Here is a 24,343-nt window from a genome sequence, read left to right as displayed (position 1 = left end):
GAGCTCGTTAGGCACCCAACGCTGGGTCGTGGAACGCGCCTTCGCTCACCTGCACTGGTTCCGCCGCCTACGGATTCGCTGGGAGATACGCGACGACATCCACGAAGCATTCCTCACGTTGGGATGCGCACTCATCTTCTGGAGGCGTCTCACCCCACGAGGGCAGACGGCCCCTGTACCGCATGGACCGTGAACTGTAGAGGCTGGTCAGTGCACGCGTTCGCTGCACTCTGCTGCGAACAGCACGGCGCCGGGCGGCAGTTCAACTGGACGCCATCCCGTCACACGCAGGCACGCTTCAACAGAGCCGTCCACGGGTGGATATTCGAGGGCAACCTCGTCCAGCACGGCGATCTCGCCCCCGACGTGTAGTTCCGCTGCGTGCACGCCGCTCGGGAAACAGCCGACCAGAGTCCCGAAAGCTGCCGTGTCATTGCTGTCGGCGACGCACTCTCGGATCTCGAAACGCCAGTGCTTGGCCGCATCTGCAAGCAGTGCCCCGCCCCGCTTGCCCAGTCCAACAAGGAAAGCTGAGCGAGTTCGCAACTGGTGGGCGATAGCGCAGCAGATCGGGACTGCTGCGCCGAAGGACGTCGTCACCCGCGTGTACTCGCCGTGGGGATAGGACGACAGGGCCTCATCGACCAGCCCCAACGCGGCGTCCCGTGCCGCCGGGTGACCCTGCTGCGCGATGTCCAGGAGCAGAGGGGTCGCGACCGCGGCCGCCGGAAACACTGCGGCACTGTGGCCATGGACGATTCCGCCGCCGCCGAGCAGCGAGCTGGCCTCAGCCGCCTCCACCAGGTTCGCCGCATCCGCCAGCGCGCGCAGACCGCGCTCGGCACGAGCTGGTTCATACCAGTCCGGATGGCCCGGTATGGCACCCCAGTCCACCGCGTTGATCGCATCCAACACGACAGCATCCTCGCACCTGTCTGCTACCCACTGCCCCATACTGCCCCAGGGCCCGACGATGCCTCAATGAGTCATTCCGTTACTGACTTTGCAGCTGGGATGTCGTTTGGGGCTGACCGGGTGTGATCGTCGCGGTATGCCGGTTGTATGAGGTATCCGCAAGGTGGTGGGTTGACGCCTGAACGGCAGGCATTTCGCGAGCGGATCCGCCTGGAGGCCGTCGAGCGGTTCGCCGCGGGGACCTCCTGCGTCGAGGTCGCCAGGGAGTTACGGGTCAGTGTCCGCTCGGTGCAACGGTGGCGGCGCGCCTGGCAGGATGCCGGCGTGGACGGGGTGCGTTCGACGGGCCCGGCATCGCTGCCCAAGCTGAGCGACGCACTGTTCGCCGTACTGGAGAAAGAGCTTGACAAGGGCCCGGTAGCGCACGGCTGGCCGGATCAGACCTGGACCCTGTCGCGGATCAAGACCCTCATCGGGCGCCGGTTCCACAAGAAAATGACGCTGTCGGGCATCAGCCAGATGCTGCGCCGTCACGGCTGGAGCCACCGGGTGCCCGCCCGACGGGCCACCGAGCGCGACGATGCGGCCGTGGCCGGCTGGGTGAAGGAGACGTGGCCGTTCGTGGAACTACGGCGGCGGCGCTCGGCGCCTACCTCGTCTTCGAAGACGAGGCGGGCTTCTCGATGACGCCGCCCACCTCACGCACATGGTCCCGCCGCGGGACTACCCCCGTCGTCCGGGTCCGTGGACGCTCCCAGCGTCGGATCTCCATCGCCGCCCTGACCTGCTACAGACCCGGCGAACGCTCCCGCCTGATATACCGGCCGATCATCCATCGCGACCACAAGGTCGGCGGGCGCCGTAGCTTCGCCTGGACTGACTACCGCGACCTGCTCATCACCGCACACCGCCAGCTTGGCCGGCCTATCGTCCTGGCCTGGGACAACCTGAACGTCCACCGCGACGCCCGCATGCGGGCCTTCGCCGACGCCCACGACTGGCTCACCATCTACTACCTGCCGCCCTACGCACCCCAACTCAACCCCGTCGAAGGCATCTGGTCCCTGCTCCGCCGCCGCTGCCAGGCCAACACACACTTCACCGACCCCGAACACCTCATGCGCACCCTCCGCCGAGGCCTGCGCGAAGTCCAATACCGCAGCGACCTCATCGACGGATGCCTCACCGGCACCGGCCTCACGCCGAACCCATCAGAGCTAAATCCTCAGTAGCGCCTCAGCGAAGTGCCTGCGCTGCACGGCGATAGACGAGGGCGTGCTTGCCGGCCTCCTCGCGTAGGGCCCTCGCTCCACCGTGGCCGAGCACTTCAACTGCTGTGTTCTGGCACGCGGCCTCGAACTCGACCAGCGAACTCTGGGCTCCCGCGTCAATGGCGGTCGGCCAAAGGCGTGCGGCCTCTCGGGCCTTGTCGTTGATCCGCTGCAAAGAAACGTCGGAGCGATCCTCGCCGATCAGTACAAGGACCATCCGGATCACCAAGATGCCGGCGCCGAAGAAGGCTGCGGCAGCCGTGGTCTCTGGATACCGTGTGCTCAGTGACGAGCAGTCGTCGATGGCAGAGCAAATGATGTCGTGCTTGACTTCACGTTGCCGTGTAAGCGCGATCATCCCGGCCTGGATCCCCGCGTCCGCACCGTAATAGGCCTCCTCCAGTCCGGTCGCTTCGGCCAGGATGTACAGCGCACCTCCGGCTCGAATCGCCGTTGCACAGGCCAACGCCTTCGACGTGGGACCTTCAGCCGTATCCCGGGAGTCAGCCATCCCGGTCTCCTCTCTATACTGCTTCGGATTCCCGGTACTACTACCACCACCCTGTGGACCTGCCGGACGTCCGAGCCCCTCCGAGCCAAGGAGGTCACTCACGCCGGGCATCGGTCTCATCGCGACGACACCACAGCTACAACCTCAGTAGTAGTTCTAACCTCGATCTTGCATGAGCCCTCGTTGGATGCCGGCGGGGGCTTTTTGCGTGCCGGGACTGGGGTTGGTGTGAGGGTGGGCAGGTCGGTGGCCCGGCTGTCGTGTCGGGTGGGCGCCGGGTTCCACGGTTCCGGAGGCATTCGGGTACTTGTCGGGGTGGGTTGATGTTGCTGGTCAGCCGGGGTTCGGTAGGGCTTGCAGCCGGGTGAAGGCGCTGGTGATCGTGGTGGTCCAGGGCCAGTGGCGGGCAAGGCGGAGGATGCGTCGGCGGCCGGTGGTGACCAGGTGGGCGGCGGCGGAGAACAGCCTGAGTCGGAGCTTTTTGGGTTCCCAGCGGCGGGCTTGACCGGTCAGGGCGAGCATGGGCATCCAGGCGAGGATGTCCAGGGCGAGCTGGACGATCTCCAGCCAGAGCTGGTTGCTGGCGGTGTGGTGCAGGGGGAGGTTGCGCAGGCCGGTGTGCCGGGCGGCGCGGATGCGGTCCTCGGCCCGGGCGCGTTGGCGGTGTCGCAGTTCCAGCGTCGAGATCGCGGTGTCGGTGGTGTTAGTGGCGAAGCACGTCAGGCGCATGCCTTCGGCGTCGGTGAACCGCAACTGGGCGCCTGGGTGCGGCCGTTCCTTCCTCACGATCAGCCGCATCCCCGCCGGCCAGGCCTTCAGGACGTCGCCGGCGAGTTCGGCGACCCAGGCGCCGTCCCGGATCTTTCCGTCGGGTTCGACTGCCGGGGTCCATGCCGGGCCCGGGATCTGCAGCACGGCGTGGTGGACGGCGTCGGTGATGGTCATCCCGACCGAGTAGGACAGCCACCGGCCACGTGTGGTGAGCCAGTTGAGGAACTCGTGGGTGCCGCCTGCGGAGTCGGTGCGAATCAGTGTCGAGACTCCCCGCCGGTGCTGTTTGGGTAGTTGGGCCAGGGCGAGTTTCGTGGTGGTGATGTGGTCGGCGGCGGTGTTGCTTCCCGCATTCCCGGGCCGCAGCAGTGCTGCCACCGGCTCTCCGGAACCGGCCGGGCCGTGGTCGACGAACGCGACCAGCGGATGGTGCCCGAAGGTCTTCTTCCATGTCGCGGTCGCGTCCTGTTTGTCGGAGTGCGCGAGGACCAGCACCCCGTCGATGTCCACGATCACCTGCCCGTCCGCGTCGGGGGCGTCGGCGCCGGCCAGTGTCCAGACGCGCTCGCGGACTTCGGCCCTGGCCCGGCGGATCGCGGTCAGCGCGCGGGGACCGGCCCCGGCCAGGGTCTCGACCAGCCGTGAGACGGTCGGATCGGAGGCCACCGGCCCGAAAAGGCCGGGCTCGGCCCGAAGTAGGCCGATGTCCGACAGGCAGTCCCCGCCCAGTGTCACCGCCACAGCCAGGTCCAGCAGGATCTTCCCTGGATCGTGCACGGCCCGCGGCTTGCGCCAAGGCCGCAACGCCGTCGATATCGCCCGGCCCAGACCGGACTTTCGGACCGTCTCGACCAGTAGAACCGCTCCAGCCTGCGAGACCACTGAACGGCCACCGTCGCCCACACGGACGTGTGGGTAGAACCCGGTATTCTTCTTCACCTGGGAAGTGCCTCCGGCGGTGGCAGGAACAAGGACCTCGACAATCCTCATTCTTGCTGGTCAGAGGCACTTTTCGTTGAGCTGATCACCTGCTGGACAGTCAACTCGCGTGACTCTCGGCAGTCCAGCCGACGCACTCGATCTGTCCGAGGGTGATGAGGCAAACGACCCTGTCCGCACCCCGGGTCCCGTTCTTTACCGTGCGGGCGACCTCATCACCGCGAGCGTATCTCGTCCTGAGCAGCCCGTTGCAGAGTCCCGCTTCACCTGCGAAGTGCTCGAACCCCCGCGACGGGCGGGACCCTCCACGAATCCCAACCTTGCACGTCAGCGGCACTTCGGACGATGAGATTCAACCGTTGCGCAACTCAACCGGTGAAAGCCCGAGGCTAAGTGGGCGGTTCGTGAGTCTTTGAGTGGGTCTGCTGTCGCCTGATGGTGTGGAAGTAGGGCGGAGTCCGACTGTCTGCGGTTGTTGATCTGGTGATGTGACGGGGTGAGTGAACGCAAGTCATACCCGAGTGACTTATCGGACGAGCAGTGGTCGTTGATCGAGCCGGTGATCACCGCGTGGAAGGACCGGCACCGCTCGGTCAGCGGTTATCAGGGGGCCTACGAGATGCGGGAGATCGTGAACGCGATCCTCTACCAGGGGCGGACCGGCTGCCAGTGGGCCTACATCCCGCACGACCTGCCGCCCAAGAGCGCGACGTACTACTACTTCGCCGCCTGGCGGGACGACCGGACCGACCAGGTCATCCATGAACTCCTGCGCTGCCAGGTCCGCGAACGCGCCCGCCGATTAGAGGACCCGACCCTGGTGGTCCTGGACACCCAGAGTCTCCATGTCGCTGCCGGAGTCCCCGCCTCCACGACCGGGCACGACCCGGCCAAGCGAGTATCCGGCCGCAAACGCGGCCTGGCCGTGGACGTCCTCGGCCTGGTCATCGCGGTCGCCGTCCTCGCTGCGAACACTCACGACAACGCCGCGGGCAACATCCTGCTGGACCGGGCTGTCGAGCACACCGGCCACAGCGTCCGCAAAGCCGTCATGGACCAGGGCTTCAAGAACAAGGTCGTCGAGCACGGCGCCGGCCTGGGCATTGACGTCGAGATCGTCGCACGCAACCCGCAGGACAAGGGGTTCGTGCCCCAGCCGAAGCGGTGGAGGGTCGAGCAGACCTACGGGATCCTGATATTGCACCGGCGCCTGGTCCGTGACTACGAGCACCGACCCTCCTCTTCCGCCTCCCGCGTCTACTGGGCGATGACCCACGTGATGGCCCGACGCCTCACCGGCGCGAACGCCCCCACCTGGCGCACGGCGCAGGAGGCAGCAGCGTGAACATCCAGCCCCTGCTCGAAGCCCTGGACCTCCAGGAAGATGCCGCCCAGGCACTGGCCGACGACCTGCGCGCACAGATCGAAGACCTGCAGACCCGGCTGCGGGAGGCCCAGACGCATCTGGACCACCTCACGATCACCCGCAAGACGGTCACCGGCCTCGCCGACCGGCTCCCCCCATCCCCGCCGGAGTTGCCCGACCACCCCGACTACCCACGCATCCTCGCCGACTTCAACCGCACGGCCGAGCCACTACGAGCCAAAGACGTCTGCGAAGCCCTCGGCCACGAACTCCTGCCGAAGTACGTCGAAGGCACCCGCGCCAAGCTGAAACGCCTGGTCAAACTCGGGATCCTCACCGAGGCCGACACCGGCAACTTCGCCAGGAAGCAATAGCTGGCACAACCTCCACCAGCGTCCCTGCCCCCACCTCAGCAAGAAACGGACATCACCTCACGAACCGCCCACTAAGAGCCCGTTGCTCTATAGATCGTGGTGAGCGTGGGTTCGAGTTTGTCTTCCCGGTCGGGTGATCTCCGGAGGTGGCGCGCGTCTGAGGGCAGGGCCTCCGGTGCATCTCAAGGTTGTCGAGACCAACGAGCCCACCAGGGAGTCCTGTTGGCGCAGTTGTACGCCTTCGCGTCGGCCGGATCCAGCTCGCGCACCCGGTCGTGCGACTGTCTCGCTCACCGTTTCGAGAATGCGGGCGACCGCCAGGGTGGCCAGTTGACGTCGCAGACGCTTGCGGAACTATGGGAACAGACCGCGAGGAAGTTCCCTCGAAGCACCGCGATCATCTCCGAGAGTCCACAGCTCTCGTACGCGGAGGTGAACGAACAGGCAAACCGCCTTGCCCGGATGCTCATCGACCAGGGCGCGGGCCCCGAACGTCTGGCCGGCCTGGCGCTGCCCCCGTACGCCCGGCGACCTCGGGATAATCCGATTCTCGTGTCGGCGTGCACATGAACGTGCCCAACCGCGTACGCAGGAACGGGCTCGGTTCGTGAGGGGGTATCCGACCAGGCACTCCGGGCCTCCCGCGCTGGCAGGAGGGCCCTTCGGCCTCCATGAGTGATCAAGCCCACTACCTGCGGCATGAACTCCTCCTGGTCCACCTCGTCGTTCAGAATTTCTTGAATGCAACCTTTCGCCCTGAGGCGTCCAGGGGCTGGGGTTCCACCGCCTTGGCTCCTTTCCCAGGCCAAGACGCCGGCTGGTAAAAGATCCAGTACCGGCCGTCGGGCAGGTCGTGCCCTTTGGGGAGCGGTTTGGTCGGCACGACTTCTTTGGTGGATACCCGCACACCCACCGCCTTGCCGGGAAGGGGCCCGTAGGAAACGAAGGCATTTTTCCCTGGTGCGTCTCCGCCTCCATAGTATCCGCCGGAGTCCGAATCATCGAAGCCACATGCGGCGTTCACCCACGGGATGTTCGCGGTGGCGTCGGGGCCTTTAGGGCCGTTGATTCCCATGCAGAAACTGCCGTTGGCATCCCTGAATGCGTCCAGCTGCCAGTGCACGCCGCCGGTGACGTACGTCGCGAGCACAGTGTAGTGATCGCCCACGCGGCCCTCGCTGTTCTTGTGCCCATCACAGGCAGCAGTCAGACCTGCCATGAGGACAGAGACAACTACCGCCGCCACGGTTGTTCTCGTCAAGTGGCGTTCATCCCCCAAGTGCGGTCGCGGGCTCATCACTGCTCACTCGGTTGGGCAGCCCAGACATGCATGGAAGGGTGACCCTTCTGCCAGCTCAGATGGTCTGGCACCTTGTATATGGGCTCGTTTATTCGAGTAATACTGTGTTGTGTGACATATGGATTTGTTCCGTGCATCGACGTGATCACCGCCGCGTGATCGATGCTCTTCGAGTTCGATCCCTGCCAGTCAACAAACACGATGTCGCCCGGATGGGCATGCCGGGGATCTACAAAGGACGCATACTGCTTCTTCTCGAACTGGTACAGGTCCCTGGCAATGCTCCAGGAGTGGCTCCAGGTCCGCATTCCGTAATAGTCGCGGAAGAACCAGTACTTGTCGTTCGAGGTCATGTAGGTCTCTCCGTCGGCTCCGCGGTCGAACCTCTTCGGGAAGTGACCACCGTAGAACAGCGCGCGCGAGACGAAGTCCGTGCAGTCGTCGCCAAATCTGTTGTAAGTGCCCTTGTACCACTTTTTCGCCCAGGCGGCGACCAGGGGGTTACCGTCGCTCCTTCCACTCACTGGAGCAAGGCTGTTGGGTGACAAGGAGAAGTGGTCTTGAAGGTCCAGGATTCCTTCGGGGGTGGTGTCGTTCGGGTCGTCGGTTGCGTCATCGGGCGCCGACGCCGTCTCGTTGGACTCGGCGTTCACTGGGTCGAAGACCGCGTCGGCGTCAACGAGGCCGGTCATGACGGGGGTCCCTGCCGCGTTGAAGAAGAACTCGTCATTGTCGATGGCCTCTCCGGGAGTTGACGCCGTGCTACCGCCGCTGGTGTCGATAGTCGTGAAGGTCTCGTCTGCTGTGGTGAAGACCTCGGCTGTAGGGCTTCCGCTGGGTCGCACGACCAGGGTGTCGGACAGGGAGGTGCTGTCCTGGGTGTCAGTCTCGTTGTTGGCGAGTTCAAGGGCCGCTGTTGCCGTATCCACGGTTGCACCGACCGTCAGCTGGTCGGCGAACTCACCGGAGCCGCTGTACTTGGGCAGTATGCCGGCGGCCGAGCCGTTGGGGTCCTCCTCGAGCTCGTCCTGCGCGTTGAGGAATTGGCTGACGGTCTGCGTGTACGCCGTGGTGCCTCCCGGCACGGCTTGCGGGCTGGCCGACACGCCGGTGGCGGCCGGCCCAGTACCTACGGCGTTGACGGCGGCGACACTGAACGTATATGTATCACCGTTTGTGAGTCCGGTGATCACTGCGTACGCACTACCGGTCGTCACCTGGTGCGCGATCGTGCCCTGGGGATCGACCGCGCTGACGGTGTAGGTGATTCCGCCGTCTTCTGTCCCGGTGTATCCCTCGTCGGCAGGGGGGGACCAGGACACCAGCGCTCCTCCGTCGCCGGGCAGCGCCGCGACGTTCTCCGGGACATTTGGCACGACGGGCGGGGTGTAGGTGATCGTGAGGCCCGGACCAGAGGTCGGCCCGGTTGCGTAGGCGATCCCGGAGGTGGCCGCCGACGTGTCGTCGGCTTCAAGAATCATCCCGTTGTCGGGGAGGACGCCCGATAGCCAGCCGTCCACGAGTGAGGTGACATCGAAGGTGGCAGCGGGGTCGGTGGCCGAGTCGACCGGTCCTGACGGGTCGGTTTGGGCCATGAGCGCGGTTCCGGTGGTCTGGCTTGTCACGTCCGCATCGGCCTGTTCGATGTCGACCGTCTGGGCGGAGCAGACGTTGAGGCAGGCGCTTTTCGTCAGGGTGAGGTCGGCACTGTAGACGGTGGCCCCCGTCGGTATCGAGGATAGGTCCGCCTTGATGGCGGTGGCCCACTCGTCCGTGCCGTCGCTACCGACCTTGAGGACAGACGCCACCGGGTCGACGGGGCAGGACGCGGCACAACCGGTGCTGTCGATGACCGCGTCTTCCGTGGTCAAGGTGCTGCCGGAGAGTGTGATGGTGATCGCGTTGGCTGGTGGGGTGTCCGTTGCCGTATCGGAGGCGCTGGTGACCGTGAACGTCTGCACACTGGTCGGAGCGGAGCACAGCGACTCGTAGCAGGCCATCATGTACCAGTGGTATGTCTGCCCGGTGGTGAGCAGTCCGTCGGGAATCGCATAGGTGGCGCGCTCCCCGGACGGTACGGTGCCGGTCGCGGTGGGGGTGTCTCCGACAGGGGTTCCGGTGGAGTCCTGGAGGAAGATCTCGCCGGTGACGGAGTCGCCCGTCGGGCCGTAGACAATGCCGGACAGGACGGGCGTGGTGCTGTCGGTCGCTGCTGTCACCAGGTCAACGGGGAGGGAAGGTTCGACAGAGGAGAACCAGCCTTCGAGGTCGACGACCACGTCGATGGTTCCGGCGCTCTGGTTGGCGATGCTGATCTTGCCGCCGGTGCCGGGCTGAAGGATCGCCATATCCGCCCGGGAGGTGCCGGCCTGGAAGTTGTCCAGGGAGGTGGCCGGCATCGGCTGTCCGGTGGGCCAGCCGACCAGGTAGCCGCTGTTCTGTTGGTCGGTGGTGGTGATGTTGACGATCGCGCCGCCGATCCCGTACGTGGGGATCCCGTTCGTGCCTCCGACGGTAACTGTCGTGGTGCCGTGCGCTGGTACCGGCGTTGTCGTAGTGCGGGTGTCGAGCAACCGGGCCTGCACGGGAGTGAAGCCCCCGCCCTGGGTGACCGAGGGCGTGAAGTATCCGTACAGGTCCACGACGACATCGACCGGCTGGGTACTCGACCCGTTCTTGATGGCGATGTCGCCGTCGGCGCCAACCGCGATCGTGGCCGCGCTGGCGGCTGTTGCCTCTCCGCTGTACGCCAGGACCGGCTGGCCGCTCGATCCGCCGTCGGCATACGCGTACAGCGAACCGGCTGCGCCAGGTGAGGGCACTGTGACATTGGCGAATACAGCCGAGGGATTCGCGATGCCGTCCACGTCGGAGATCCGCACGTTCATGGTGGCACCGGGGGCGAGTTGACCCCCCGCGACGCCTGTCCCGTTGCGGGTGTCGACGACGCGTGCTTGCGTGACCGGGGTGTAGCCGCCCGGTGCCACTCCCGACGGCGAAGACGTGAAGTAACCGGTCACATTGACGACGACGGCCGCGGAACCGTCGGAGTTGTACACGTCGATCTTGCCGTCGGTGCCGACGGCGATGACCGCGGAGTTGCTGGACGTCTCGCCGCTGTGAAAGTTGATCACGGAGCCCGGAGAGGGCTTCGTCGTACCGTCCGGCCACATCTCCAGATAGCTGGAGGCCGAAGTGGCGGAGCTGACCACGACATTCAGCGACACCGCGGAGACGCCGCTCGTCGGCACGCCTCCCTGCCCGAGGATCTGCACCGTGGCCGTAGTTGCCGGGCCCAACGCGGTGCCGATGCCGAGCGCATGGGCCGTGTCCACGATCTCCGCCGAGGGTGAGACCGCAACGAAGTCTCCCCCGGTGCCTGGTGTTTCGGCAGCCGCACGGGCCGGCGAGACAGTTCCGAGAACCGAGGTGACAAGTAGGACGGCAAGCAACTCGGGCAGCCGTCTGAACCGGCTACGAGCCGGCATGTGTGGATACACAACCCCCCCAGGGAGTTAAGCAACTCCGCGATCTTCACAGCTTCCTCACAGAGGTCACAATGCTGAGCCGGTAAAGGTTGAGGAAACCCCGCCGAAGGCGAAACGCCAACCGCGTGTGGCGGACCACCGATCGCCCCGGCGCCGGCCTGGATTTCCGCTTCCACGCCCGCCACCGCATGACCTTGCCCATCCCCCCACAGCCCGGCACCAGTCACCCAGGCGCCGGCTCCGCTGGTCCCGCTGGCGCCGCCGCCACCAGGCCATTGCCCGGCATCACCACTACCAGCGCCGAACGCGCCCCGATCGGGCGAGTCACGAACCACCGCCATCCTGATGGACCGTCAGTGGACTAGGCTCAGAAAGAGCCTCCTGACCAGGGCATATGGAGAAGTACAACTGGAGTACTAGGGGTGTGGACCACCGAGTCCGGCGTGCAGGTCTACACAGGCAACAGCCTCGATGGCGGCGCCGGCGGTGCCGACGGGAAGAAGTACGAAAGCGATGGCGCGGTGTGCCTGAAGACCCAGCACTTCCGGACTCCCCGAACCGGCCGGACTTGTCCAGCATCGTGCTGTGCCCGGGGCCGGAGTTCCGCAGCACCACCGAGTTCCGCTTTCCGCATCTGGCGGAAGCCGGCTGAGTGAGCAGTGTGAAGCCCTGGGGGCGGGGGCCCGGTCTCGAGTCCCGCCCCCAGGGGCATGGCCGCTTCCTGCGCGAACCGCCTCATCTCGCGGGCGTGTACAGCGCCGCGACGTCCGAGGCCGTCAACGCGCGGTTCCACGTCTGCACTTGGTCGAGGGCGCCCGGCCAGAAGTCGGCGTTGTGTGACCCGGACAAGGCTCGGCCGATGGCGAAGGGACCGGATGACACGTCACCTGTCGGTTGCTGCCAGACGGTGGACTGAGCCTTGCCGTCGACGTAAAGGGTGTACGTGCCGGTGTCCGCGTCGTGCACGCCGATGAGTTGGTACCAGCGGCCGGTCACTGGTGCTTCGTCGGACAGCGCGCGGCCCTGACTGGTGGAGAACGCGAGCCGGTTGTTCGCCGCCGAGTACTGTAGGTAGAAGCCGCTGCTGACCGGGCCGTCCTGGCTCACGGCGGTGGCCCATGATCCAGTGCGGTCCAGCCGCACCCAGGCGCTGACCGTGAAATTGCCCGCGGTGTCCAGCACTGGTCCCGCGGTCTGGCCGAACTGGCTTGCGTCGCCGTTGAGCTGGAGTGCCGACCCGGTAACCCCCGTGACCCGGGCCGGTGACCCGCTCAGTGTGATGTCGTGCCCGCCCGCGCTGTCGTGCCCGCCCGCGCTGTCGTGCCCGCCCGCGCTGTCGTGGGCGACCGCTCCGGTTGTTTCGTCAAGATTCCACACGCCCACCGGATCGTGCTGCCCCGCCGCGAACGGAGTCCGCACGTTCTGCAACTCGTGAGTCGACTCGGGCGTGCCATGGCTCCGGCGGTACGTGGCCGTGGCGAGCACCGCGGCCTCTGTGCCGGGCGCGGTTTGCGGTGGTGCGGTGACAGCGAAATGCCAGATGGCCGAGCCGTGCGGGGCGATCGTCTCAGTCCGGTCACCGGTCGGCAGCGTTGTCCACCCTGCGGGCGCTGCTAGCCGCACCGACGCCGCGTTGAGCCGCTGACTGGTGGTGTTGCGCACCGTGACGTCCACCGGCGTCGAACTGCCAACAGAGACAAGCCCGATGGGGTTCAACGGGCCGACGCCGACGGTCGCGTCGCGGCTGGAGCTCCCCCATGCCTGGAACTCCGTCACGCCGACGAACGCCCCCGGCGGGTTGGTGAACAGCAGCCGCACGCGGCTGGTGGTGAGGGCCGGGAAGGTGATGCGGTTCAGGCCGTTACCCACCGGCTGCGCGGAGTTGCGCACCTGACCGGGCACGTCCTGCCAAGCCTTACCGTCCCAGTACTGCACGCTGTACGCGGCGGCTGGCTTAACCCCGCCCCCGTCGTCGTACCCGTACCAGCGGATGTCGCTGACGGTCGTGGGCACGCCGAAGTCGACGCCGTAGTAGTCCTGGGGGTGGGGGGAGGAGTAGTTCGTCCAGCGGGTGTTCTCGGGAACCTCGTTGAACCACACCTTGCCGTCCAGGGCGTTCCACGCGTTGTCGCCGGACCACGTGTACGAGGTCAGGGGCTTCGGGTAGCCCTGGCGCAGCGGGTTGGCGGCATCGTTCACCAGGCCCGTCGGCGCGGCCGGCACGGTCGCGCCGACGCCCACCGTGGTGTCCCTCAGCGTGGGCGAGGAGCGGACCAGGCGGCCGTCGAGGTAGATCCGCAACCCAGGGCCTTGGTGGTAGTGACTGCCGTCGCGGTCCCACAGCACGGTGACGTTGTGCCCGTGGTACGGGACGTTCTCGGCGGCGAAGTGGTCCCAGGACGACGGGACGAGCGGTTGTACACGCAGGTCGCCGCCCGGCTGCGGACGCAGGCCGATCAGCCCGGACAGCACCAGGTCGTCGTAGGTCGAGTGATTGTAGTCCTCGCTGTGGTCGTAACCGTCGTAGATCCAGTGGTCGTTGTCCGGGTCGTGCGCCTCCGCCACATACGGCTTGCCGTCCCGCGTCTGGGTCTTGGCGTAGGTGGCCAGCGCTTCGGCGTAGTCGTCCTTGGTGACCGCACTCTGCGTCGGATAGTCGTCCAGCAGGGTGGCCATCCCCGTCAGCGTCTGCGAGGTGGCGAACGGCCAGCTCGGGCCGTCCCAGCGGCAGCAGTTGTCCGCCTCATGCATGAACCAGGGGCTACGGCGCTCTGCCGTCGTCGGGCCGTAGGCGCTCGCGAAGCCCTGCGGGTCGAGCAACTGGGACCAAGCGGACGCGTCGGACGGTTCCGCGGCGCCGAACATCCACGGGAGGTAGCCGATCTCCTCCCGGGTGTCGGACAGCTTGTGGTCCGGGTTGTCGTCGCGCGCCATCGTGTAGTAAAAGCCGCGCCTCGGGTCCCACAGCCGCTTCTGCAGGGAGGCCCTCAACGCTGCGGCGCGATGGGCGTATTCGGAGGCGAGCGCGGTGTCACCGGCCTTGACCGCGATCGCACTGATGGCCATCGCGTCGCCGTACTGGTAGGAGTTCAGGGTGGGCCGGTAGCCCGCGCCGCCGTGGTACGGATCGTTTGACGCGTAGGAGGATGCCGAGAACTCCATGGCATCCCACACCGGGACCGACCAGTACAGGCCCAGCTGCGAGTTGAACTGTTTGTCCCAGCCGCGGTACTGGCGAACCAGCGCCGGCAGCAGGTCCTCCAGGCGGCCGAAGTCGCCGGTGACCTGGGCCTGCTGGTAGGCCGCGGTGGCCAGCCAGACGCTGTACTCGTGCGCCCAGTCGCTGGTGTCGGCGTTGACATCGTCGGTGGCGGGCTTGCTGCCCGCGCCCGGGCCGGTCAGCCAGAAACGTATGTAGTCGTCGTCGTAGGACTGATCGCGCAGCCAGCGCCCCTCGGTGATCTGGTGCCCAGCAGCCGCGTTGATTGCCTGGTAGGGGGCGGCGTAGCCGCAGCAGTCGAGGAACTCTGTGGAGATCCAGCCGTCCGCCGGATCGGTGTACCGCAGGTGCTCCTTGTAGTCCCGCCATCGGTAGTAGTAGACGCTTTGCATCGTTGCGTCCGGCAGGTCCACGAAGGGGATGTTCGCCTTGTACCAGGCGGGGTCGGCCACGCCGGACAGGTAGGACGCGTCGTCAAGGAAGTGAGTGCCGGGACCCACCGCGGGATAGGACGACGGGGCTTGAGACGCGCCGGCCGGCATGCTGGCGTCCGCAGGCAGTCCGGTGCCCAGGGCTTGGCCCGAGGTACTGCCGAACGCGAGCAGCACGAGCGCCGTCAGCGCGGCGAAGCATGCTGTCAGCCGAGTGGTGTGGCGCTGGGCTGCGGGACCAGCCTCTGGGGGTCGTGCTCTGCCAATGCCTTGGTTCATCTGTTGACGCATAGGGGCACCTCCGTCGTCGGCGCTTCTATAACGATGTAAATCATCGTCACCGTCAACCGGTTAAGGTCAACCCCGCTGTACGCACGGGTTTTTTCCGTGATCCGTCTGACCAAGGCGTGGTGGAGCGCGTAGGTGGCCATGTCATGGGACGGATATTTCCATCGTTGTAAGAGGAGATGTCGAGGCGTCCGGTGTGGCGGTGGTGGGGTTCGGTGCCCGCCACCGGCTTACGAACACGAAGGACTGAGCGAGCCAGACACCTTCCGGCGTACCAGACCCTGCCGGCATGCAGCAGCTCAAGGCACCGGGGTCTCGCTTGTGGGCAGGAAGCCGCGAACGCCCCCAACGCATCGCCCTCCGCCGGGTCCACAGACAGGCCCCACGCCAGCTTCGCCGAGACACAGTTCACGATGTGCCGGAGTCGCCAGGCGACGGCTGGAACATCGGTGGCACAAACGCCCATCGGGCCCAGAACAAGCGGGCGGCGGGGTGGTGGTTCTCCCGCAGTTCGCGCACCGCACTAGTGCGACGGGCCATTGTTCGGGGCAGAGGTGACGGTGTGGGTTCCTGCCTGGCTGACGGTGAGGTAGACGTAGCCAGATGCGGCATGTACGGCGGTGATACCGGAGCCCGCGGTGAAGCTTCCGTGACGCCACACCACCTTGCCGTCGACGGTGACGGTCGTGTCGCCTGCGCCGTAGGTCGGGACCGCGATCGTGCCTCGGGTGCCGTGTGGAGCGGTGACGGTGATGGTGAACCGTCCGGCCGCGCATTGGCCGCGTTGCGGTCGGTCATGTCGGCCGGGGTGACCATGACAAACAGCGGCAGGCCCTTGGTGTCCGCGACCAGGTGACGTTTGCGGCCGTTAATCTTCTTCCCGGCGTCGTAACCGCGGGAGTCCTTCCCGACGGTATCGGCGGCCTCTCCCGCCGGAGGAAGCGGTGCGGTGCCTGGTCGGCGGGGAACTGCTGCGCGTTGGGGCCGACCCGGCAACCTGATCCGGGAGCAGGGGGCGGGGCGCGCCTGCCTGGTTGCTACCAGGTGGTGCTGGGGTGGCGTTCGGCCCCGAGCTGGACCTCGCGCAGACACTCACGGCAGTGCCGCTCACCTACCAGGATCCTGTCTGCTGACCAGCGAGCGGAACTCGTCTAACACGTACGGACGGACCAGGTCCGTGCACCGTGCGCGGCCCAGATTGACCTGCTTCCCTCGCTCCGGCGCAGAGCCTGATGCTGCGTGATTTCGTCCAACACCGCCTTCTTGAAAGGCAGTTACCGCGGGCGTGAGGCTGGCCGCTAGCCTTCAGGCATGGACAGTATCGTGAGCGCGGGCCCCTCCGGGGATGACCAGCTCCTGTCCACGCGGGGCGCTGACACCATCAAGCGCGTACTCGCCGAGTGTGGGTCGATGCCCCTGCATCCGTGGCGGCGTCGCCAGGTGGACCAGTCGAGGCGGTGGGCGGCGCCGTGGACGGGCTGGACGACGAGCGCGATGAACAGGCGCTGGATCTCGTTGCAGGTGAGCGATATGAGGGAATCGGGTGCGCGGTGGCGGGCGTGTTCGTCCGCGCGGACGACGGCGAGGAAGGCGTGCGCAAGCATGGCGAGGGTGACCCATCGCGACCGGGACGGGTAGCGGCGGACCTGGTGCTCGTCCAGTCCGGCCAGGCCCTTTCCGGACTGGAAGAATTCCTCCACTCGCCACCTTGATCCGGCGACGCGCACCAGGGTGGCCAGCGGCACCGGGGTGGGCGAGTAGCAGCGGTAGTAGGCGAGTTCGCCGGTGCTGTGGTTACGGCGGATGAGCAGCTGGCGACTGCCGGGGGCGGGGTCGGCAAGGTCGATGACGGCCCAGTCGTAGAAGCGGTGGCCCTTGGCTCCGGCTCCTGCGGACAGCTTCTGCCAGGCCCTCTTGGGTATCTTCCTGGCCAGGGCGTCCGCGCGGAACTTCCCGGCGCTGGTGGTGGCTTCGTGGGAGCGGGCCACTGCGAGGATGTAGCCGGTGCCGCGTTCCTCCAGGGCGGTTCGCAGGGTCGAGTTGCCGCCGTAGACCTCGTCGCCCGCAACCCATGCGGCCCGGTGGCCGGCGTCCAGGAATCGGGCGACCATGCGCGCGGCCAGCTCCGGCTTGGTGGCGAATGCCGTCTCCTTGCCGAGTCCGGCGGCGAGGCAACGGTCGGGGTCGGAGGTCCAGGAACGCGGAACGTACAGTTCTCGGTCTACCGCGGCATGCCCACGCTGACCTGCGTAGACCAGGTAGACAGCAACCTGGGCGTTCTCGATTCTGCCCGCGGTGCCGGTGTACTGGCGCTGGACGCCGACCGTGCCGCTGCCCTTCTTCACGTCGCCGGTCTCGTCGACCACCAGCACTGCCTGGTCGTCGTGCAGGTGCTCCACCACGTAGTCGCGCACGTCGTCGCGGACGGCGTCCGCGTCCCATTTGGCTCGCCCGAGCAGGTGCTGCATGCCGTGCGGGGTGGCCTCACCGACCCACTCGGCGATGGTCCAGCAGTTCTTGCGCGGCAGGTCTGACAGGAGTCCGAGGACCAGTTGCCGAACCCGGCGTCGCGGTTCGACCCGAGCGAACCGTCCCGCGATCCGGCCGATCAGGCCCTCGAAGGCCTCCTGCCAGCGGCTGTGACCTGCGGCCACCGCATGATCGCTTGTCTTCATACACAGATGGTCAACGGTGGCCGTATGCGTTCCCACAGCAGTGATGTCGCTCATTGAAAACGGAACCCCCTTGCTCAGGACTGTCTCCACAGGCTCGCCGGATCTCCCCATCAATGTCACTGCGGGTGGCCACGCCTCTGCGTCAGGCATGTGACTTTCTGGCTAGGAAAGTATGTGCCATGCTGGCAACCTCATCGTCCTGCTGTCGGGAAGGTCGTGCGGTCTCGTGTCTCTTGGTGCTCATGGCGGCGAATCACAGTCCGTGGAGGTGTCCCCGGCGCAGGCGGCGGACGCACTGGCTCGCGCGGAGTCGATTCGAGCCGGGGTGCGGGGGCGGCGGGCACCGGGTTGGTTCCCGATGCTGGCGGGCCTCCTCGTCGGCGTGGACGTGGCGGCGCTTGCCGCCACGCAGGAGGTACCGCTTGCTGCGCTGCCGGGAGCATTGCTCACGTGGTGCATAGCGTGGTTGATGCGCCGGATGAGTGTCCAGGTCACCGGGGTGAGGGATGTCCTCTCCAAGCGCCTGCGCAACATACGGCTCGTGGGCGAGGCGGTGGGGCTGTGCGCACTGTGCATTGCCGTCTGGGAAGTGTGTCGCCTCGGCGGCGGCAGTCACGCCACGTGCATCGTCGTACCTGCTGTCGTTGGCGCCGCGGCGGCCTCGGGTCTGTTCGCGCGGCGCAACCGGGCGCTGCCTCCTGGCCCTGGGGGAGCCCATGTCCGCTGATAGGGGCGTGGCTGGGCCGGGCTTCAACGAGCTGATGCATCATCCGAGTCGACTGGCTGTCTTGGCATTCCTCTCCGGTTGCGTCGAGGCGGACTTCGCGCTCGTACGCGACCGGTGTGAACTGTCCGACTCGGCACTGAGCAAGATCGCCAAGACGCTCGAAGAAGCTGGCTACATCGACGTCGGAAAGGGGCGTGCCGGTCGCAAGGTCCGAACCTGGCTCGCCCTGACTCCCGAGGGTGGCAACGCGCTCGCCGCTCACCTGGACGCGCTCCAGGCAGTCGCAGCGGCGGCCCGCTCCTCAGCTAGCACGAGGCTGACGTGAACCGCCACGCCAGCTGACTCAACCGATCCGCGCTCGGTGCCGAGAACCGTTCGACTCGATCTGCCTCGCAGCACCTGAAGATTGGCTGCCGCCCTCCGCACGGAGGCTCATGTCCTGCTGTCCGGCAGTCGTCGCCACCGGCGCCTGGTCTGTTGAACGGCGGACCACGCAGGGCAACGAGCACGCCTGGCCATTTTCGATCGAAGAGCGTCATCAGCACCAGCAAGATCACGATCTACGACTGGAGTATTAGTACTCCAGTTGCAGTTCTCCATATGCCCTGGTCAGGAGGCTCTTTCTGAGCCTAGTCCACTGACGGTCCGTCAGGGTGGCGGTGGTTCGTGACTCACCCGATCGGGGCGCGTTGTACCGCTTGTGGAGTCGGAAGATGTCGAAGCGGGCTTGTGGGATGCCGAGTTGGGGTCGTTGCTGTTGCGGGTGGGTGAGCGTTTCGGGCGGGTCGAGCCGCGTCGGCACATGCGGGACTATGTGCGCGGCTTGTTGGGGTCGGTGGGCCGGAAGAACAGCTGGCAGCTGGCCGAGCATGCGGGCCATGTTTCTCCCTATGGTCTGCAGCGGCTGCTGTCGTGGTGCCAGTGGGAGCCGGACGAGGTCTGAGATGACCTGCAGGATTACGTGGCCGAGCGGCTTGGTCGGCCGGACGGTGTCCTCATCGTCGACGACACCGGCTTCCTGAAGAAGGGCACCGTCTCCGCCGGGGTACAAAGGCAATATTCCGGGGCGGCCGGGCGTACGGAGAACTGCCAGATCGGGGTGTTCGCCGCTTACACCTCCGCGAAGGGCAGGGCCCTGGTGGACCGCGAGCTCTACCTGCCCAGGTCCTGGACTGAGGATCCCGACCGGTGTCGCGCCGCTCGGATCCCCGAGGGCACGTCCTTCGCGACCAAGCCGGAGCTCGCACGCGCCATGGTCCGGCGGGCGCTGGACTGCGTACTGCCGATCGCCTGGGTGACCGCGGATGCGGCCTACGGGCAGGAGTGGCACTTCCGGCGAATGCTGGAGGGCGCCGGCGTCGGCTACGTCCTGGCAGTTCCCAAGTCCCAGCAGGTCACGTCACCGGCGGGCAGCTGGCGTATCGACCATGTCCTGACCGGCGCCCCGGCCGAGGCATGGGAACGGATCTCGTGCGGCCAGGGCGCGAAGGGACCTCGGGTCTACGACTGGGCTGCGGCCAAGCTGCCCACCGTCGATGGTTCCGATCCCACCTACAACCGTTGGGTCCTGGCCCGCCGCAGCCTGGCGCGGCCTCAGGAGATCGCGTACTACCTCGCCTCCGCCCCGGCGGACGCCACCGTCTCGGAACTGGTCCGGGTGGCTGGCGCCCGGTGGGCCATCGAGGAGTGCTTCCAGGCCGCGAAGAACGAATGCGGCCTGGACCAGTACGAGGTCCGCCGCTACGTCGGCTGGTACCGCCACATTACCCTGGCCATGCTCGCCCACGCCTTCCTGGCCGCGATGGCCGCCCACGCCGTTGAAAGGGGGGCCGGAGAAACGGTTCGAGCAGCCTCGTTCCCCTCACCGTGGCAGAAATCCGACGGCTCCTGGACCTTGCCCATCCCCCCACAGCCCGGCACCAGTCACCCAGGCGCCGGCTCCGCTGGTCCCGCTGGCGCCGCCGCCACCAGGCCATCGCCCGGCATCACCACTACCAGCGCCGAACGCGCCCCGATCGGGTGAGTCACGAACCACCGCCACCCTGACGGACCGTCAGTGGACTAGGCTCAGAAAGAGCCACCTGACCAGGGCATATGGAGAAGTGCAACTGGAGTATTAGCCAGAAGCACCTCCCTCCACATAGGCACCACAACATCGCCCGAGGAGGACGATGCCCATCGAGCGGATCGGCATCGTGATCGAGACTCGGGCCCGGTTCGGGTTCACCGCGGCGCCAGGGTCGACGGACGACGGGCGGGTGCCGGCGGATCACCCAGCACCTGCCGCCGGTTTACGCGAGCCGGTTGTTCGACGCGCAGGCCGCCGGCGCCACCGAGCAGCAGCTCCAGGCCATCGCCGCGGAGGGCCTGCAGGAGATCTACTTCAAGGACCGCGGCCGCCGCGCGGCCGACCTCGAGGTGGAATTCACCGACATCGACTACATCGAACTCGACTTCTGAGGCTGTGGGTTGAAGTCACGTCGATGGCGCCGGTTGACCAACGAGGCCCCTCGGTCGAAGCGTGGTGCGCAGAGAACACCAACGCAACGACCAGGGGCCTCGTCTCGTCACCACACCCCCACCGACCTGCCCATTTCACCCTCAGGCGCAGGTTGAAAGGCCCTCAGTTGCCGGTGAAGGTGATCGACGTCAGGATCGCCCCGTTAATGTGGTAATTGCAGCTGTTCCGATAGAAGTTGTACGTGAATCCGTTAACGTCCGTCACCCAGCCCGTGTAGCTGTCCGAGCACACCTGGTAGACACCCACGATGTACATCCCGCCCACATAGCCAGTGGCCTTGTTGCCGTCCCAGACGTAGCAGTCCTGGCCTACGTTGATATTGACGACGGACGACAGGTTGCACGTGGAGTTCACGACCGTGGCGCTGGCTGGGGTTGCAGCGGCGACGCCAGCGGTGGTGAGGCCGGCTGCGATGGCTCCGGCTGCCAGCTTTCGGGCGAGTTTCATGTGGTTCCCCCTGAGATGTGTGGTCGGTGAGTTGTTCTCCATGCAAGCACCGCGCCGAGAGGCGGGTGAGCCCGCGTGACGCGCTTTAGTGCATGACGGCTCATTGCGGGGCCGTTGTGCACGATCGAGGCTAAGAGTTGCCGTCCTAGATCCGTCCTAGATCCGTCCCTGCGCACTCCATTCACATGAGCTCATGTGACACGGCACCCTGCGCCGGCCCCGACGGGACCTGGCGGCGCGCCTGGAGCGCGAGGTCCGCAAGGACTGGCAGCCCCGCGTCCAGCGGCGCGCGAAGAAGCAGGCCGCCACCGCCACCGGCATCGTGATCGAGACCCGGGCCCGCTTCGGGTTCACCGCCGCACCCGGCAGCACGGACGACGGGCGGATCCGCCGGATCACCCAGCACCTGCCCCCGGTCTACGCGAGCCGGCTGTTCGACGCGCAGGCCGCCGGCGCCACCGAGCAGCAGCTCCAGGCCATCGCGGCCGAGGGCCTGTAGCGTCATTCCAGGACCCTGACCTGCCTTCACGATGGCGGCAGCTCAGTACTGAGTCTCTCGGCAGGCACTCGCTCGGTGCGGATCCAGCCCCTCCAGCCCCGCTCTTCCAGGATCGCCCGGAGTCGCTCGGCCACCGGTGAGGAGTTGGCCGTGGTTGAGTCCAGCAGGTCGACGAACTGGTCGTCGATGCCGTCGTCGGCACGCACCTCGCCGGCCTCCTCAGCGCGTATCATCAGGCGCTCCATGATGTCGGCGACCTCGACGATCTGCGGATCGTCGGCCGGCCAGTCGAGTGCCCCGCTGAGAAGGCTGTAGAGCTTCACCATGTCGGGGTCGTCCAGTTCCTCGTGCTTCTTGGCGATCACGGCGTCGATCGAGTGCGGCGCCTGGGCGGCGATCATGATCCAGGCGTCCCGCTCCATCTCGATGTACCGCTCTTCAACTCCGAGACCGCGCAGCCGGTCGAGGTAGTCCACGACGCTCTGCGGAAGCGCCAGGTGCTCTCCGGCGGCGAGCTTGGCAAGTCGGCTGCGAGTGTCCTGCAGCCGCCGGATCTCGGCACGCAGGGCCTTGTCGATCTCCTGGACGCCGCCGGCGAACTCCTCCGGGCCGGCCTCGAGGAGCTCCTGCACCCGGGCCAGCGGCACGCCTGCATCAGCCAGGGTGCGGATCCGGATCAGTCGCACGACCGCAACAGCGTCGTAGGTCCGGTATCCGGACCGGTCGCGCTCGGGCTCGGGCAGCAACCCGATCCGGTGGTAGTGACGTACCGCCCGCACCGTCACCCCGGCGTACGCCGCTAGCTGGCTGATGGTGAGCATGGGTCTCAGCCTGCCTCAGGCGATCTTCCGACGATAGGCGGCCATCGCGAAGATGTACGCCACGACGAGGATGCCGACGCACCACGCGAGGGCGGTCCAGATGTCGTCACCGACCGGCTGCTGGGCGAACAGGTTGCGGATCGTGTTGACGATCGATGTCACCGGCTGATGTTCGGCGAACCAGCGCACCGGGCCGGGCATCGTCTTTGTGGGCACGAACGCCGAACTGACGAACGGCAGGAAGATGAGCGGGTAGGCGAAGGCGCCAGCGCCCTCGACCGACGACGCAGAAAGCCCGGGGATCACGGCGAGCCAGGTCAGCGCCAGGGTGAACAGGAGCAGGATGCCGGCTACCGCGAGCCATGCCAACACTCCCGCCCCTGAGCGGAACCCCATAAGCACAGCGACGCCCACGACGACCACGAGCGCTATCACGTTGGCGACCAAAGAAGTGACGACGTGGGCCCACAGCACCCCCGACCGCGCGATCGGCATGGACTGGAATCGCTCGAAGATCCCGCTCTTCACATCGGTGAACAGCCGGTACGCGGTGTAGGAGATGCCTGAGGCGATGGTCATGAGCAGGATGCCGGGCAGCATGTAGTTCACGTACGGAGCCGACCCGGTATCGATGGCGCCGCCGAACACGTAGACGAACATCAGCATCATGGCGACCGGCGTGATCGCGGTCGTGATGATGGTGTCCATGCTGCGTGTGACATGGCGCAGGGTCCGCCCCGTGAGCGCGGCAGTGTCGTTGAAGAAGTAGGTGGTCATCGTCGTCCCCCAGTTGTCGTGCCAGTGGTGTCGCTCTTGTCGCCGCCGATGACTGCGAGAAAGATTTCCTCAAGAGTTGGCTGCTTCTCGACGTACTCGACCTTGGCTGGTGGGAAGAGCTGCTTGAGCTCGGGGAGGGTGCCGTTCACGATGATCCGACCCTGGTGGAGGATCGCGATCCGGTCGGCCAGTTGCTCGGCCTCGTCCAGATACTGCGTGGTGAGCAGCACCGTCGTTCCGTGGCCGGCGAGCTCCTTGACCGCCTCCCACACCTCGATGCGCGCCTCGGGATCGAGCCCGGCCGTCGGCTCGTCCAGGAAAATCACCGGCGAATTCCCGATGAGGCTCATCGCGATGTCCAGCCGGCGGCGCATCCCACCCGAATACGTGGACACTCTGCGCGCGCCCGCCTCGCTCAGCGAGAAACGCCTCAGCAAGACCTCCGCAGTGGCGCCAGGGTCCTTGATGTGGCGCAGCCTAGCGACCAGGGCGAGGTTCTCCCGACCGCTGAGGATCTCGTCGACGGCCGCGAACTGCCCGGTGAGACTGATGGACTCCCGCACGTTCGCCGCTTGCGTGGCGACGTCAAAGCCATTGACGCTCGCCACCCCCGCGTCGGCCTTCAGGAGCGTGGCGAGGATCCTCACGGTCGTGGTCTTGCCCGCCCCGTTGGAACCGAGCAGGGCGAAGATGCTGCCCGGCACCACGTCGAAGTCCACACCGCCCAGCACTTCGAGCTTCCCGTACGACTTCTTGAGACCTTGCACGCGAATCGCCGGACCGGCGATCGATTGGGCTGTCATGGTCATCTGCCTCCTTCGCGGAGCTGTTCCAGGCGGCTGCGCGGAAGCTCCTCCCGGAAGGATGGAGGGTTGACCCCGCGTCAAGGTCAAGCCCGTTCCGACCACGGCACTTAGATCGCCGACCGGCCAGACACACTGCAGCGATGACGGGCCGCTCACCCCGAGATCGTTCGGCCGCGAACCCGCCATACTCAAAGCT

16 protein-coding genes and 5 pseudogenes are annotated in these 24,343 nt (G+C 66.6%); 9 read left to right on the top strand and 12 right to left on the bottom strand.

Features of this window, described 5'->3' with window-relative positions; all coding sequences use genetic code 11:
- Position 1 precedes the first annotated feature (1 nt).
- Positions 2 to 193 (top strand): annotated as a pseudogene (locus C4U44_RS29340) (transposase); the annotation flags it as partial.
- Positions 194 to 207: 14 nt separating this feature from the next.
- Here the strand turns inward: C4U44_RS29340 and C4U44_RS29335 are convergent.
- Complete coding sequence (locus C4U44_RS29335) at positions 208 to 915, bottom strand: hypothetical protein (protein ID WP_235032438.1); 708 nt, start codon at positions 913 to 915, stop codon at positions 208 to 210.
- Positions 916 to 1,062: 147 nt separating this feature from the next.
- On the opposite strand from C4U44_RS29335, the gene C4U44_RS43785 reads away from it, so the two are divergent.
- Positions 1,063 to 2,147 (top strand): IS630 family transposase gene (locus tag C4U44_RS43785; RefSeq protein ID WP_456053128.1). Its coding sequence is split into 2 segments (ribosomal slippage): positions 1,063 to 1,558 and positions 1,558 to 2,147, totalling 1,086 coding nucleotides; the frame shifts between segments, so codons are not numbered across the junction.
- A 4-nt stretch (positions 2,148 to 2,151) separates the two neighbouring features.
- Here the strand turns inward: C4U44_RS43785 and C4U44_RS29320 are convergent.
- Positions 2,152 to 2,697 carry a hypothetical protein gene (locus tag C4U44_RS29320; RefSeq protein WP_103889066.1) on the bottom strand — a complete coding sequence of 182 codons (546 nt, stop codon included), beginning with the start codon at positions 2,695 to 2,697 and terminating at the stop codon, positions 2,152 to 2,154.
- A gap of 333 nt (positions 2,698 to 3,030) precedes the next feature.
- Positions 3,031 to 4,407 carry an IS1380 family transposase gene (locus tag C4U44_RS29315; RefSeq protein ID WP_103889065.1) on the bottom strand — a complete coding sequence of 459 codons (1,377 nt, stop codon included), beginning with the start codon at positions 4,405 to 4,407 and terminating at the stop codon, positions 3,031 to 3,033.
- Between the two features lie 496 nt (positions 4,408 to 4,903).
- On the opposite strand from C4U44_RS29315, the gene C4U44_RS29310 reads away from it, so the two are divergent.
- The 3 genes from C4U44_RS29310 to C4U44_RS43690 all read left to right on the top strand — a co-directional run bounded on the left by C4U44_RS29310 (position 4,904) and on the right by C4U44_RS43690 (position 6,717).
- The gene (locus C4U44_RS29310) at positions 4,904 to 5,752 is read left to right on the top strand and encodes an IS5 family transposase (protein WP_103889064.1); all 849 of its coding nucleotides are present in this window, start codon (positions 4,904 to 4,906) and stop codon (positions 5,750 to 5,752) included.
- A complete protein-coding gene (locus tag C4U44_RS29305; RefSeq protein ID WP_103889063.1) occupies positions 5,749 to 6,147 on the top strand; it encodes a hypothetical protein in 399 nt (132 codons plus the stop codon). Before C4U44_RS29310 ends, C4U44_RS29305 begins: the two co-directional genes overlap by 4 nt.
- A 96-nt stretch (positions 6,148 to 6,243) precedes the next feature.
- Positions 6,244 to 6,717: an AMP-binding protein gene (locus C4U44_RS43690; protein ID WP_407642904.1), complete on the top strand. Its 474-nt coding sequence runs from the start codon at positions 6,244 to 6,246 to the stop codon at positions 6,715 to 6,717.
- A gap of 157 nt (positions 6,718 to 6,874) precedes the next feature.
- On the opposite strand, the gene C4U44_RS41250 is transcribed toward C4U44_RS43690, so the two are convergent.
- From C4U44_RS41250 to C4U44_RS29280, 5 genes and pseudogenes are all read right to left on the bottom strand, one after another.
- Entirely contained in the window at positions 6,875 to 7,366 is a 492-nt protein-coding gene (locus C4U44_RS41250; protein ID WP_146088376.1) for a hypothetical protein, read from the bottom strand.
- A gap of 77 nt (positions 7,367 to 7,443) precedes the next feature.
- Complete coding sequence (locus C4U44_RS29295; RefSeq protein ID WP_103889061.1) at positions 7,444 to 10,782, bottom strand: amidase domain-containing protein; 3,339 nt, start codon at positions 10,780 to 10,782, stop codon at positions 7,444 to 7,446.
- Between the two features lie 888 nt (positions 10,783 to 11,670).
- Positions 11,671 to 14,655, bottom strand: coding sequence for an MGH1-like glycoside hydrolase domain-containing protein (locus C4U44_RS29290; RefSeq protein ID WP_200823448.1), 2,985 nt, complete (start codon positions 14,653 to 14,655; stop codon positions 11,671 to 11,673).
- A gap of 996 nt (positions 14,656 to 15,651) precedes the next feature.
- Positions 15,652 to 15,798: pseudogene (locus C4U44_RS29285) on the bottom strand (transposase); the annotation flags it as partial.
- A 374-nt stretch (positions 15,799 to 16,172) separates the two neighbouring features.
- The gene (locus C4U44_RS29280) at positions 16,173 to 17,549 is read right to left on the bottom strand and encodes an IS701 family transposase (RefSeq protein ID WP_456053127.1); all 1,377 of its coding nucleotides are present in this window, start codon (positions 17,547 to 17,549) and stop codon (positions 16,173 to 16,175) included.
- Positions 17,550 to 18,337: 788 nt separating this feature from the next.
- On the opposite strand from C4U44_RS29280, the gene C4U44_RS29270 reads away from it, so the two are divergent.
- The 3 genes and pseudogenes from C4U44_RS29270 to tpg (C4U44_RS29260) all read left to right on the top strand — a co-directional run.
- Positions 18,338 to 18,601: a transcriptional regulator gene (locus C4U44_RS29270; RefSeq protein WP_235032436.1), complete on the top strand. Its 264-nt coding sequence runs from the start codon at positions 18,338 to 18,340 to the stop codon at positions 18,599 to 18,601.
- 375 nt (positions 18,602 to 18,976) lie between these two features.
- Positions 18,977 to 20,299 (top strand): annotated as a pseudogene (locus C4U44_RS29265) (IS701 family transposase).
- A gap of 166 nt (positions 20,300 to 20,465) precedes the next feature.
- Positions 20,466 to 20,736 (top strand): annotated as a pseudogene (gene tpg / locus C4U44_RS29260) (telomere-protecting terminal protein Tpg); the annotation flags it as partial.
- A gap of 163 nt (positions 20,737 to 20,899) precedes the next feature.
- On the opposite strand, the gene C4U44_RS29255 reads toward tpg (C4U44_RS29260), so the two are convergent.
- Positions 20,900 to 21,244: a hypothetical protein gene (locus C4U44_RS29255; protein WP_103889058.1), complete on the bottom strand. Its 345-nt coding sequence runs from the start codon at positions 21,242 to 21,244 to the stop codon at positions 20,900 to 20,902.
- Positions 21,245 to 21,452: 208 nt separating this feature from the next.
- Here C4U44_RS29255 and tpg (C4U44_RS29250) point away from each other — a divergent pair.
- A pseudogene (gene tpg, locus C4U44_RS29250) lies at positions 21,453 to 21,740 on the top strand (telomere-protecting terminal protein Tpg); the annotation flags it as partial.
- A 29-nt stretch (positions 21,741 to 21,769) separates the two neighbouring features.
- Here the strand turns inward: tpg (C4U44_RS29250) and C4U44_RS29245 are convergent.
- Genes C4U44_RS29245 through C4U44_RS29235 form a run of 3 tightly spaced genes read right to left on the bottom strand, consistent with a single transcriptional unit; the run spans position 21,770 to position 24,144 of the window.
- Positions 21,770 to 22,564 (bottom strand): helix-turn-helix domain-containing protein, encoded by a 795-nt coding sequence (locus tag C4U44_RS29245; protein ID WP_103889057.1) that lies wholly within the window; start codon positions 22,562 to 22,564, stop codon positions 21,770 to 21,772.
- A 15-nt stretch (positions 22,565 to 22,579) separates the two neighbouring features.
- Positions 22,580 to 23,341, bottom strand: coding sequence for an ABC transporter permease (locus tag C4U44_RS29240; protein ID WP_103889056.1), 762 nt, complete (start codon positions 23,339 to 23,341; stop codon positions 22,580 to 22,582).
- Complete coding sequence (locus tag C4U44_RS29235; RefSeq protein ID WP_103889125.1) at positions 23,338 to 24,144, bottom strand: ABC transporter ATP-binding protein; 807 nt, start codon at positions 24,142 to 24,144, stop codon at positions 23,338 to 23,340. The genes C4U44_RS29240 and C4U44_RS29235 overlap by 4 nt, the downstream gene beginning before the upstream one ends.
- Between the last annotated feature and the right edge of the window lie 199 nt (positions 24,145 to 24,343).

It is taken from the genome of Actinacidiphila yanglinensis (assembly GCF_900107965.1).
GTDB lineage: Bacteria > Actinomycetota > Actinomycetes > Streptomycetales > Streptomycetaceae > Actinacidiphila > Actinacidiphila yanglinensis.
The sequence above is the reverse complement of the archived record's forward strand: the minus strand, read 5'-3'. Positions and strand labels throughout refer to the sequence as shown.